Consider the following 12,470-nt stretch of genomic DNA (forward strand, 5'->3'; position numbering starts at 1 on the left):
GGATTATTCATCAATAACAGACCTGTTAACTGTGAATGAAAAGAGAACCGATTAAGCCACTTTCGACCACAAGAGTACAGGCGCAATAAGAAAAAAGGCAAAGAATGCATAAAATATGCGAGTCCCTTTATCTGGCTCGCCATTAAATTAAAACATATACACAGGAGCGCCTAATTTGCGGGCCAGTCCTCTTGCGCCCTCGCGCATAACCGTATCGTGATTCCAGCGAAATACGGGGGCTGCCAGCGGGGCAAGATAGTTCATCCAGCGAAGCGTGGTGCGAATGTTCCAGTCGTATCTGACGAGTGTCTCCTTACCTAATTCGACAAAAGACCATACCCCACGACCTTCAACCTCACCGCAGGCTTCTCCTTCGAGCAGAGAACACGGCTGAATATTCAGTACATTAATATCAAAGGTTAAACGATACGGCAGCGCCCCTTTCCAGGTATAGCGGTGCAACGCGCCGATACCCAGCCCATCACCTTTCTTAATTTCGGTGACTCGCTCCAGACTTACCCACCACTCTGGCCACTGGTCCGGATGCGAGAACACCTCCCAGACCTCCGGGAGTGAAGCCTCAACCCGCCAGACGGTAGAAAACTGATATTCGGCCATTACGCTGGCTCCTTCAAGGCGTGAAGAAATTGGCAGGAAAACGGACGTTAACGATCAGTGAGTCCATAAGCACCGTTTCCAGCAGTTTTCCCTCCAGCGTGTAGCTCATCACTTTGGCAGGCAGCCCATAATAGTTATCTAACCAAAGGTCATAGCGATGAACACCATCAACAACCATTGCCTTCGGCCCCACCACCGAGACATAGGTGACCGAGCGCCCGGATAGATTCTCCACGCCAAGTGTGGTGGTGGTTCCCTCACGCTGCAGACGGCGAATATTCCCCAGCAAAACGCCGATGTCAGACCGGTCCACACGATGACCGCGCTCATCCTGAATCAGTGAATTAGTGGGCGACAGCGTCAAAACAGGCAACGTTCCTAACCCAAATGGCCACAACGTCACCTTCCCACTATCGGGGTTATAGGTCAGTACCGCACCAGCATGCGGTTGGGTGAAGTCCATTCGTACATAGCCGGGTTTTTTATAGCTATAGCGAATAATTTTGCTCGCCTCTGTCGTGGACGAGGAACGCATAACAACCTGATAGGATTGTATTTGATCAAACCTTTGTTGATAACGACTGATGGGGTCTTGCGACGGCACAGACTCCACAGCAACGCTCACTGCTACTGGATACGCTATCGCGCTAAAAACGAGTAACGTTGCAGACATCATCGTCAAAGAGAGTAAGCCTCTCATGATCGTCTCCTGCATCAGTAGGGTCTGCAAACAGGAGCTATCACCTGTTACCTGCTTTCATTATAGGGGGGAATTCAGCGGTGCTGACTGGCTGGATAATCATTATTTTCACAGACACAGCGGTAAAATTAATCATACCTACGTCGGGTACCAACGCAGCCAAACGCTATACTTGAATAGCCGCATTTTTATCAGGTATTCATCATGAAACGGCCACGGGTACGTTCATACTTCGCCTTCACCGTACTGTTGATGACGTCATTCTGTGCTATTGCCAGCACCTTACAGGACCAGGCCGCAAGAGAGCGTGAATTAAGTGCGGCGCTGTCTACCGGCAACAGCGTCATCATCGTTGGAGGAACGGAGGATTTCGGTTTCACGCTCAGGTCCCGCAATAAAATCCATCGGCCATTTGCGATTCAGGATGGCATTGGCGATCCCATTATGTTTAACCGTTTTCAGAACCAGAGTTACAATCCCGCCCGAGATGGGTTCAGTAGTAACCCGGCCCGCGGAGGATTTATGATGGGTGCACCGATTCGCAGGTAGATGCCTATTGAAACCTTGCCCTTAGAAACGATACCGATGCGGGTCAACAAATTACAGGCACAACAAAACCACCCGTAGGTGGTTTCACGACACGGCTTATTGATTTAATTATTCAATTAGAATGGGACTTGAATCCACACAAGCCGAACACCAAGGCGAGGTTTTACTGATACAAAACGGAGAACGTAAAGCATGTCGCAAGCGCTACCTCAACTGGATTGCGGTTGGCCGGATGAGTACGGGCATTTAGCACTTTCTAAAAGTGCCTCATCTTGCGCTAGTAGGGTAATCACGTCTCCAGCAATATCAGCCCTGATTCCAAGAGATTTGTGTGCAACATAGGCAGCAACAGCCAACGGCCTCCATTTAAAGCAAGCTGCAATACGCCTGATCTCTTCAATAACCTTGAATGTGTCACATTCTAAGGCCAAGCTTGCACGCGCTGTGTCAAAAGATATTCGCTGAGCATTGGTCAGCGGGGGAAGCCTTTTAAGCTCTGCTGTGATTATTCGCTGAGCTTCAACACCTATAGAAGATCCGCCTTCGACTATCCCCGTCAATCCAACAAGTTTTCCACCATCACTACGGCTATTATCATCTTTGACCTGGAGCGGAACAGTCTGGGCCATCAGCTCGACATCCTGCTGAAGGAGATCGAGCAATTCGGGCATAATTTCAGGGTTAATTACACCTTTCAAAGCATCTACTCGTTTTGCCAAGGTCACAGGAGAGCAACCCAATCGAGTTGACATAGAAATAAGGCGATTTGCTATCATGAAAATGTCATTCAAGCCAATTAAAGGCTCACACTCGCTGCGGAGTATCATATCTTCACGTTGGGCATAATTTTGCTTAATGGGTTTCCTGACCTTAGGTTTTGCTTTTTGACTCGTATAGCCACGCAAAGCATCCTGCGTGCTTTCTATTAGCATGTTAATACTGTTTGTCAGATCTTCACTTCCTTTCAGACTGGAGGTGATCTGATGCATTTTATGAAGCCTTGCCAGCATTTCAGGCGTTGCGCTCCCTGACGCTATACTCTGGCTTATCTCATGCATATTTTTGATAATTCCAGTGGCAATTTGCGATGGATCAGACGCAATCTCTTTAACTTGGTGGCTATTTTGTATTGTACGCTCCATCAGTTTGAGCACGTCTTTCCAATCGGTTTTTACACCACATTTTAGGGCTTCAAGCCTGGAAATCGTATTACGAAGGCTGTGACATTTCGCCAAAGGGATGGCCTCGCCTACGTTTTTACCCATTCTCAGCCAATTAATAAGGGCAATAAAATCGTTTGCTGCAGAATCATTCAACCCTTCAACGACACGTTTTCTCACATCGGGATCAGAAAAGTTCGTTCTTGGCTTCGGAAGGCGATCATTTTTATGGTCGCTTGGTTTCTTCATACCGTTTACTCAGAATATTTTAAAAAATCAAGCGTTGCTCGATATCAGTAGAATAAGGGGTTAAAACAATACAACTCAATCAAATATAAGGATATTTCCCTCATTGAGCAATATTGAAAACGGTCTTTCTCGTACTCTTTCACGGAGCGGTCATCACACATTGCCGTTCTTCAGGTTGGTCAGGTATGGATTCGGGTGAGCCCGTCATCGCTCAGTCCGGACTTCAGTGACCATTGCACATCTCAGTCGCAACTGAAGGAATGCCCACGTTAACGCCCTCTTGAATAGTGGATAAAAACACAGTATAAATACTGTATATTCATCCACCAGAAAGGCAGTGTGCAATGTTTGTGGAACTCGTTTATGACAAAAGAAATTTTGAGGGTTTGCCGGGTGCAAAGGAGATTATTTTAGGTGAGTTGAGTAAGAGGGTTCACCGACTCTTCCCGGATGCGGATGTTCGAGTTAAACCGATGATGACACTACCGGGGATCAACACAGATGCCAGTAAGCACGAGAAAGAACAGATAAGCCGAACCGTTCAGGAAATGTTTGAAGAGGCTGAGTTCTGGCTGGTGTCAGATTAAACATCTCTGATTCATCATACTGGGTAAGTACAACCCGCCGCGAGTAGCAGTCATTCAAGACTCACACTTCAAACATTCGCCAGTCAACCGCTGCCATATCTTTACATACAGTGTGGTGGCGGCAAATTTCCCGACTTTGATTTCCAATTCACTTTTCTCGTTCTGAAAGCAAAAGAGCATTTTGTTGTTATGTTTGCGGTGAGGCAGTAATGCCCTCTTTTTATGGCGAACCTGAATGACGAAACAATGGTCAAAGCAAATTACAAAAACAAAAAACCCACCCGTAGGTGGTTTCACGACACTGCTTATTGCTTTGATTATTCTTTTCTTTCCCATGGTGCCCGGAGTGGGACTTGAACCCACACAGCCTTACAGCCGAGGGATTTTAAATTCTACGCAGATACTGTACGTGCCATCGATATTCATTGCTAATGTTAGCTGATATTGACTAACCATGTTTGCTGTAATTGGCCGGAAATAGATAGTCGTGGATAGATTTGAGCACAGAAACAACACAGACACTCGATAAGGCCTCGCCATGAGGAGAAAAATTGTCTACCAGAGTGTAAACTCAAAAATTGCCGGTACTGAACGTACTACCAGACGACTACTATGGCGGAAAGGAAGCCAATCCCGCACCTGTCCGCGTATCCGGACCCGGCAGGCCTATGTCGCAGCAAGCCGCGACAAGCTTAGTTCTGATATCGGTAACCCCTAATTCAGGTTGCCTTTCTAGCATCATGGCAATCATGCCAGTAACGTGAGGTGCAGCCATGGATGTTCCAGATAGCAGTCGCTGCCCCCCACCGCTATTAGCCGCACATATCTTTATACCAGGGGCACATAACGTCGGAAATGTGACGGATTCGCCCGATGCCCAATTTGCAATACCTGAAGCACTTCCCCCCCAAACATTTAGAACTTCATCAATGGCCCCCACAGATATCACCCCTACTACAGATGAAGGACTCGTAATCGTGCCTATTCCGTTGTTGCCTGCGGCACAAACTACAATTTTCCCTGTTTCGGTTAGACGCGCGATTGCTCTTTGAAGTTTGTCATTCATCCCAGGCAATTCGATAGAGAGATTTATAATCTTTATGTTGTCCATTCCTGCAACATAGTTAAGAGCCACGAGGAGCTGAGCAAGCGTGCACGTGTTATTCGCATCAAGGACTTCGACAGATAAAATACGCACTCCAGGCGCGACCCCCATTGATAGTTCGGGTCTTTTCCCACCTATAATAGAGGCAACATGTGTACCATGAAAATTTTTGTCAGTAGGTAACCCATCCTGGACATTTAACTCACAATCCTCACCGACCGAAATCCGGGTAGGAATTAAACTTTCCTTGAGCCACGGATGATTACCATCAACTCCAGAATCGACTACTGCAACTCCAACACCCTTCCCAGTCAATGCCTGGTACTCAAGTACCCCAATCGCACTAATCCCCCAGTTTGCAATCGGCTGATCGTCAGCCGCGATAGCATATTCAATAGGGTGAACTGACAGTATCTGATCATCGTCGGATCGATCTTCATTCCTAATAAGTGATAAAATTCCCTCTAGATCTGCTAATAATACTAAACCAAGCTTTTCTAATCGGATTATGCGCCTGAGACTTATTGTATTAATTATTGTCGATTCATCCTCTAAATATTTAATGCACCACATTATATCCTCCAGACATAAAATAATTTACAGAAGCGAAAAGGGAACTCTTCTAATACAGACCCTGCTTAATAGCAAAGTACCGATTTAGTATTTTTACTATCAGTGAGTTCTAATTGTATTAGGGTCCCCATAAATCCTGTCCATAAATCGGGTGAACAGGCGTTGAAGGTATCCGATACCCACAGAGACCACGAGGGACTGGTCTTAAACAAGACTAGTAAACGAATTAGACGTTGCAGTCGCAAACGGGCGATAGGTGCATAGTTTTCAATCGCCAATGCCATACGACAAACCTCAATCTGCCCTGCCATTCCATGACACATGCTAAAATCAGCCAAAATATCTTCTTTTTCGAACACTCGAAACAAACTGTCGCGAAAGTCGTTGAGTTGTAATCTCTCACAATCAAGTTGAAGCAGCGCCCAAAGTATTCCCATAGCACCATGGCACCACATATTGGATTTTACTCGCTTTGAGTTTTGGCTAAAATCTAATGGAAATCGCTCATCGTCCGTATACCTAGTGACTAATCCGAACGTTTTGGCTATAATTACCTCGCTTGTCAATTCTCCAATTGAATCATCATATCGTGATAATGCAAAAGCGATCCCAACAGCACCGTGCGCTAATCCAATCTGTGGAAAGCATGCGGGTTCAAGTTTTTCCGCAGACTCCCAGCCACTCGAAGGATCAAATTCGTCTTTAATCGAGCGCACGATTTCAGATACTACTTCAAGGGGTACTTGACTCTCCGTTAACTCACTAATTAGCACTCCAGCATATATAATACCTGCCCGACCTGAGAATAAATCTGCATGCTCAGGAAAATTCTCAACTGAGATCTTAAGTAATTGATGTGCTCTAACCAAATGTCTCGGATCGCGGCTTACCCTAAATGCTGCTGCTAACGCTACAGCGGCCCCAGCATTACCAGTGAAAAGACCCGAATTCTTTGACACAGGACAGTTAAGCAATGACTCAACAGTTGGATTCAATAAGGAGCGAGCTATGGGGTTATTTGAAACTGCGAGAGACAGTAACGTTCCGGCTATTCCAGAATTGATCCCCCCAGATTCTGTTGGCAACCATCCAGTCGAGTATTTCCAGTAAGCATAACCGTTGTGTACATTGACAAATGTAGGCACATTCTGCCAAGCGGAATTCACAACCCCAGATATCTGATCAGAATATTCTGAATATACTATGTCCGTCTCTTTAAACTCTATGGCATCCAAAAATTTGTTAAGATTTGTTGGATTTATTTGCTCGCAGGTTTGCGCCAATTGAATTTCTTTAGTGATAATTTTTGTCGATTCTGATCCAAATATTGCGGTCAATACTTCTAAAACGATTTGTAGAGAGGATTGGAATCGAGACAAATCGGTACCAAGGACAGTACTGATAATTGTCATAAGGAGCGAAAAATGATCTCTCCCCTTAGAAACTTCCCGTGAAAAGTCATCAATATTGCTATAGAAGGGGCTGCCAAATTTTTGTTTTTCTCCGAAGTGGGTACCATGTTCAAAGTCCACAAGGAATATTTCGTCATTTTTTCCGATGATCACATTTGATGGTTTTATATCATTGTGGCTGAAGCCAAGCAGAGACAAATCAAGAACTGCGTCAATAAGTCTTCTCAAAGCCCCAACCCTTCTGGAAGGTAATAGTGTGAGCAGATTTGATGATCCGACATCCGAAAAAAGAGCTAACGTTAGATTATCTTCGGGGATGCTTGCTGTACGGATTACTCTGGGTGCGAATCGATATCCAGCATCCATAAGAGTCTTGCAGAACTTGACCTCGTTCATTGCAAATTCTTTCAGAGTATTTTTCCGGGATTTGAGAATACCCACCTCTCCGCACACTGTATCAATCGCAATAGCAACATCGTTTGCCTCATTCGAGGTTAGTCTTGCTAGCTGAAGAATCCCTGTCGATGCATATATTTTTTCTGCCAAACTTTTTGAAGGAGAAATGAGATGTAATGGTGGAGGTGGTGCCCAATCTGGAGAGGGGGCTCCACGGAAATCAATCACACACTGTCCATCAGGACCATTTAAAACTGCACCTCGGCGGCCTAGTTGATCAACTAAAAATAGGTCTGGTGAAATTGCACCAAAACGTAGGTAAAGGTTCGGATACTCTTTTGATTGCAACTCATCTGGAACTTTCGGGCCACGTGGGAAATCCGCTATCTCACCAATTATCTTCCTCACGCATTGCCATTGTTCATCTTGAGGATAAAGAACTAGTACTTTCCCAACCTGAGTGCGTCCAGCCAAACCACTGTTAATGGCCGCTGCGTCATCTATTGACGCTGCTATTTTAAAAGCTATTTCAAATCTAGCGAGTTCTGGGATAAGATTTTGAAAAATAGTTCCAAAACTATCTGAGGAAATACTAACATGCCCTTTCCACCCCTGCAGAGGCAGGGCAGATTGTGGTGGTATACAAGAAATATACCGCGCTATATAGCAAGGGTTTGAACACGTCAATCGCCAGCCCAACAGCAGCTGCGTCAGGCGTGTCCTTACAGCAACACGACTCAATTTCATATTGATGTTTGTAATATCCATAGGACACTCTTATTTTATAAGCTAAATATAGAAAACAATTATAAAGGCCTCATTGATGAGGCCCTTACAATAAGTTCCAAATTTATTGGGGACCGAAACTTTATCAATTAATCTCAGTAACACAGCAACCTGTGCACAGACAAGTTTCCATACACCCCGCAGCCTCAACAGTACCTATGTCCGAAAGCAATTCATTTTGGAGATCATGGCAAAGTCCACGTCGTGCAAGAAACTCGCGTGGAAAGGACTTAAATGCAGCATCCTTCGCTGGATCCGCTTTTAACTCATCGAGTAACTGTTTAGCAAACTCCTTGACAGCATCCACAGATGGTATAATTGTAGCATTTTGAATATTAACGGAAATATCAGTCATCTTAGTCTTCCTTCTTTAGGTAGGAGCACTTTGTATAGGTAAGTTCGGAGACTACCGTCACGTTGACGACACTTGCAGTTATATTCAAGCATCTTTTTTCGCATCGCGCCTATACGAAATTCTCATGAATTTCCTTTTTATGTGGTTATCCTTCTAAATTTTCGAAGAGGAATTTTCCATTCCCAAATGCTTATAAAGACATAGTTGCTGGTAGTTGCAGCTTTTATTACGTAAGAGTGTGATTGAGATTCATACCGTCCAACCCACCGCTGGCCACTTATCGGTGATAAAAAGCTCTTGCAGATAGTTATTCTGCATCTGTTGCTTTTTCCCGCCGCAACCTTGGGCATTTCCGCGAGGTAAAGAAATTTACTAACGGGATAGCGAACAGCTGTCGCTTTCTACATCGCGGCCAGAAGATATACAGTTGCTGTATTCAGCTGGATGATCTCGTCTTGGAAAATGCTTTTATCTATTAACAGACTTCTTTTTTACAGGAAGGGAACTAAGGGTAGATCTTAGAAGTTTATCCAAATCATTAGCAAATTTAGTCGCCATTACCTTAAAGCCATCTGGGTAGGGGTGGAGTTCGTTTGCCCAGTCTTCTGGTTTAAAGGTACCCTGAGTTTCCACAAGATGAAAATTGTTTTTTGGATTTGATTCTAATCTTTTTAACATATTTCTAAACTCAGCTAATGCTTCGTGAACAATTTTCGTTCCATCAGTAACTGACCAATTACAAAAATCAAGCGAGGGTTTTAACCATGGTCCAGCACATATCGGGTGGGAGCCATTGGGGATAGGGAAGTCATAACAATGACCAATGATTAGAACCCCCGGCACAATACGATCTCGAATTGTGAATAAATTAAGATAACACGCCTCAACCATACCTAACGCTTTTGTAAACCTCTCCATATTCAGACCGACTGATTTTCCATCGTTAAAATCAAGGAAAATGCAAAACTCTTCTCCAGCAATATCATTTCCACCTGCTGAGAAAAGAATTGCATCAGGCTGACCGTCAATCCAGTTCGATTTATCACTGAGTTGTTTTATAATTTCGGTTTGCCGTTTTAACGACATCTCACTTACTGAAGTATCACCAGCAACAGCCAAATTTAAGATAGTTGGCGGCATTGAGCCAATCTTTCTTAGTTGTGCTATGATATCCGTATCACCAAGTAATGGGCCATTGCCATGTAAAGGATAGTCAAACCAGGAATCCCCACAAGCAAACAAAACCAGAGGCTTATTTTTTATCTCCACGGCAAAATTTTGTGCTCCCACTTTTGCAGATTGGAGCCTGGAGATATTTTCTTTATGAATTGCAACCCTTTCCCTAATATCTTGAGTCACGCTTTCTTGAAGTTGTTGACGTGCAGCTAGTTGTTTATCCATGACAGCCTCTTTTGACTATTCAAAAAACATTTAAAATTAGATTTTATTATTCCCTATACATAAACAACTTTGATACCGTATTAATATCAACAAAACTATTTCGTAATTCATACTTATAGATTTTATAGATTCTGATGCACCCCAAGTGCGTTTACATCTCGATCTTAAGTAGTTTAATTCCATGCAAGCAATATAAAGATAGTGCATCTTGGTATAATTGCAAGATATGATTTTACGAATTACACACCTAGTATTTCAACACTCCTTGGGTTTAATTGCATAAATGGAATTTTAGTTGTTATCAAGACTCAGCTTATGGTGACTACATTTCAGATGATACTCAGGGGTAATCCTCTCATTTTGACGGATGTGATAAGTAGTTAACGTGTCCCGAAAGGTATCACATGCGGCCCACAGGGCTTTGATGATTGTATCCTGACTGATTTTGTCGTTCATTAATCATCCTGGTATGAAGAAAAGTCAGCGATACAGGGCGTTGCATCGTAAAAAATTGCGATAGATGGTAATCCCCCCATTTTTAACGGTGGCAATAAGTAGAGTCAGGCCATGCGTTGTATATGCTGCATCGGTGTGTAGCCATTCAACGCCATATTTGGTCGTTCGTGATTATAAAACCATTGCCACTGCGTGGCATAGCTCTGCAATTCATCCAGCGATGAAAACAGATGCTGCCCCAGCCAGTCATAACGCACTGTCCGGTTATATCACTCAATATAGCCATTCTGCTGAGGTTTGTCGGGCTGAATAAAACGAAGGCTTATATTCTGCTGTGCGGCCCATGACATCAGTATCCTCCCTGTATATTCCGGTCCGTTATCACACCGAATGGCTGCGGGTTTTCCCTTCCATGCGATGAGTTGCTCAAGTGTTCTGACTACCCGACTGGCCGGCAGAGAAAAATCGACCTCAATCGCCAGTGCCTCACGGTTAAAATCATCGATAACATTCAGCAGACGGACTGAGCGACCATCCGATCACTGGTCGTGCATGAAGTCCATCGACCAGCATTCGTTGCTGCTTTCAGGCACTGCCAGCGGTTCAGGTTTATCCCGTTTCAATCTTTTTTTCGGCTTGATGCGCATGTTCAGCAATAGCTCGCAGTAAATCCGGTACACCCTTTTGTGGTTGAAGCGGAAGCCTTTTACGTTGCGCAGGTACAAAAAACACAGGCCAAATCCCCAGTTGCGCTGACTGCCCGTAATGCGCAGTAGCCAGTCGGCAATGACCTCATTTTCCTCATTCAGTTGAGGCTGATAGCGATAGCAACTTTCGCTGACAACAAACAGCTGGCAGGCAAAACGTATGCTGACATTCCGGCTCCTGACCGCATCCTACGCCATCAGCTTTCGACGCGATGGCTTCACCACTTTTTTGCCATGGCTTCCTGAATGATTTCGGCTTTGAGGCGCTCTTCAGCATACATTTTTTTGAGGCGGCGGTTTTCGTCTTCCAGCTCTTTCAGACGAGTCATCATGGAGGCATCCATCCCGCCAAAACGCGAACGCCACTTATAGAAACTGGCGTTGCTCATGCCATGTTCACGACACAGTTCCGCCACCGGTGTTCCGGCCTCGGCTTGCTTCAGAATGGACATGATCTGGCTGTCAGTAAAACGTGATTTTTTCATAGAGATCTCCCCGGTTCAGATTACGAGAAAATTCTACTTATGAACACACCGGTTTTTCGGGGGGATTACCGTAGTATCGGGGCTCAACAATCACTTCTTGGCTAATGCGACGATAAGTACTCTGACAGTGATAGATTAAGTGCTATAGGATTTTGTGCGTTATTGAATAATTCTATGGAATGAGACCGAGGAGGGAAGATGACGAATGACTTTGAGATATCCAAATCAAGCAACGTGGGCTTGAGTAGTAAAGAAAGTTACATAGTGACTAGGCATAATATCAGCTACTTACGCATTCTTGGCGCTGATCCGCAATGGACATTAATGACCGCAACAGCGGATGAAGATCATGGGCGCGTCAGGGTATGTACTGAACAATTACGCTTAGCTGGAGCTGCACTACGCCTTGGAGCTGAGCTAGAAACATCCCCTTCAGTCGAAAAGGACTGGGCTGAGCGCGAATATGTGAAGATTTGTTCGTTCTATCAAACTCCAGATCAAAGTGACCAAGATTTAACAAACGAGCTCAATGTCGTTTTACGCCGATTTTTTGAATTCTATGATTCTTGGTCAAATTTAAGTTCCTGTACCTGTGATGAAATGATGGATCTTTACGATGCCCTCGCAACCGATGATATTGGCAGTGACGTATATCTCAGCGATGGAATTTGGCTGAGTAATAATGGCACTCTCAGTGACCGTGGTCGATGACCTGCCTCTATTGCAGACTGGATTAATCTAGAAGCGTGATCCTCCCCGATTTTTACTCCAGTACAGGAGATACGAAAGTAAGGCGCTATTAATTATGCTGCAGACAGTTTTGGTGTTACGTGTGGACGTGATAACTCATTTCACGTATCGACCGTGGTAACCCTATTACTGATAATCAGAAGAATATGACGACCTTCCGGAAAGAGTCTTTCGGGACCAC

At 44.5% G+C, this 12,470-nt stretch carries 14 protein-coding genes; 4 read left to right on the forward strand and 10 right to left on the reverse strand.

Features of this window, described 5'->3' with window-relative positions; translation table 11 throughout:
* Window positions 1-147: 147 nt before the first annotated feature.
* Both AC3ITF_RS13305 and AC3ITF_RS13310 read right to left on the reverse strand, forming a co-directional pair.
* Entirely contained in the window at window positions 148-618 is a 471-nt protein-coding gene (locus AC3ITF_RS13305; RefSeq protein ID WP_489175737.1) for an SRPBCC family protein, read from the reverse strand.
* 13 nt (window positions 619-631) lie between these two features.
* Window positions 632-1,153: a LolA-like protein gene (locus tag AC3ITF_RS13310; protein WP_249415746.1), complete on the reverse strand. Its 522-nt coding sequence runs from the start codon at window positions 1,151-1,153 to the stop codon at window positions 632-634.
* A 369-nt stretch (window positions 1,154-1,522) separates the two neighbouring features.
* Here AC3ITF_RS13310 and AC3ITF_RS13315 point away from each other — a divergent pair, with 369 nt between their 5' ends.
* On the forward strand, window positions 1,523-1,867 hold the full coding sequence (locus AC3ITF_RS13315) for a hypothetical protein (protein ID WP_411508961.1): 345 nt from the start codon (window positions 1,523-1,525) through the stop codon (window positions 1,865-1,867).
* A 209-nt stretch (window positions 1,868-2,076) separates the two neighbouring features.
* On the opposite strand, the gene AC3ITF_RS13320 is transcribed toward AC3ITF_RS13315, so the two are convergent.
* Window positions 2,077-3,276, reverse strand: a complete 1,200-nt coding sequence (locus AC3ITF_RS13320; protein WP_181595551.1) for a hypothetical protein — start codon at window positions 3,274-3,276, stop codon at window positions 2,077-2,079.
* 344 nt (window positions 3,277-3,620) lie between these two features.
* Between AC3ITF_RS13320 and AC3ITF_RS13325 the strand changes: the two genes are divergently transcribed.
* Window positions 3,621-3,863, forward strand: coding sequence for a DinI family protein (locus tag AC3ITF_RS13325; RefSeq protein ID WP_096757486.1), 243 nt, complete (start codon window positions 3,621-3,623; stop codon window positions 3,861-3,863).
* A 610-nt stretch (window positions 3,864-4,473) separates the two neighbouring features.
* Here AC3ITF_RS13325 and AC3ITF_RS13330 read toward each other — a convergent pair.
* From AC3ITF_RS13330 to AC3ITF_RS13350, 5 genes are all read right to left on the reverse strand, one after another.
* Window positions 4,474-5,541, reverse strand: a complete 1,068-nt coding sequence (locus AC3ITF_RS13330) for a S8 family peptidase (protein ID WP_181219446.1) — start codon at window positions 5,539-5,541, stop codon at window positions 4,474-4,476.
* A gap of 65 nt (window positions 5,542-5,606) precedes the next feature.
* Window positions 5,607-8,117: a lanthionine synthetase LanC family protein gene (locus AC3ITF_RS13335; protein ID WP_489175738.1), complete on the reverse strand. Its 2,511-nt coding sequence runs from the start codon at window positions 8,115-8,117 to the stop codon at window positions 5,607-5,609.
* Between the two features lie 103 nt (window positions 8,118-8,220).
* Complete coding sequence (locus tag AC3ITF_RS13340; RefSeq protein ID WP_181219442.1) at window positions 8,221-8,490, reverse strand: hypothetical protein; 270 nt, start codon at window positions 8,488-8,490, stop codon at window positions 8,221-8,223.
* Window positions 8,491-8,958: 468 nt separating this feature from the next.
* Entirely contained in the window at window positions 8,959-9,891 is a 933-nt protein-coding gene (locus AC3ITF_RS13345; protein WP_181219440.1) for an SGNH/GDSL hydrolase family protein, read from the reverse strand.
* 560 nt (window positions 9,892-10,451) lie between these two features.
* Window positions 10,452-10,604, reverse strand: coding sequence for an integrase core domain-containing protein (locus AC3ITF_RS13350; RefSeq protein WP_489175739.1), 153 nt, complete (start codon window positions 10,602-10,604; stop codon window positions 10,452-10,454).
* On the opposite strand from AC3ITF_RS13350, the gene AC3ITF_RS13355 reads away from it, so the two are divergent.
* Entirely contained in the window at window positions 10,568-10,660 is a 93-nt protein-coding gene (locus AC3ITF_RS13355; RefSeq protein ID WP_489175740.1) for a hypothetical protein, read from the forward strand. The two genes, AC3ITF_RS13350 and AC3ITF_RS13355, sit on opposite strands and share 37 nt — an antisense overlap.
* On the opposite strand, the gene AC3ITF_RS13360 is transcribed toward AC3ITF_RS13355, so the two are convergent.
* A complete protein-coding gene (locus AC3ITF_RS13360; RefSeq protein WP_489176446.1) occupies window positions 10,617-10,865 on the reverse strand; it encodes a DDE-type integrase/transposase/recombinase in 249 nt (82 codons plus the stop codon). The two genes, AC3ITF_RS13355 and AC3ITF_RS13360, sit on opposite strands and share 44 nt — an antisense overlap.
* A gap of 407 nt (window positions 10,866-11,272) precedes the next feature.
* Complete coding sequence (locus AC3ITF_RS13365) at window positions 11,273-11,539, reverse strand: transposase (protein ID WP_039488170.1); 267 nt, start codon at window positions 11,537-11,539, stop codon at window positions 11,273-11,275.
* A gap of 198 nt (window positions 11,540-11,737) precedes the next feature.
* Between AC3ITF_RS13365 and AC3ITF_RS13370 the strand changes: the two genes are divergently transcribed.
* Complete coding sequence (locus AC3ITF_RS13370) at window positions 11,738-12,250, forward strand: hypothetical protein (protein WP_181219438.1); 513 nt, start codon at window positions 11,738-11,740, stop codon at window positions 12,248-12,250.
* Window positions 12,251-12,470: the final 220 nt, after the last annotated feature.

The organism is Citrobacter sp. KH_055_1, assembly GCF_057838705.1.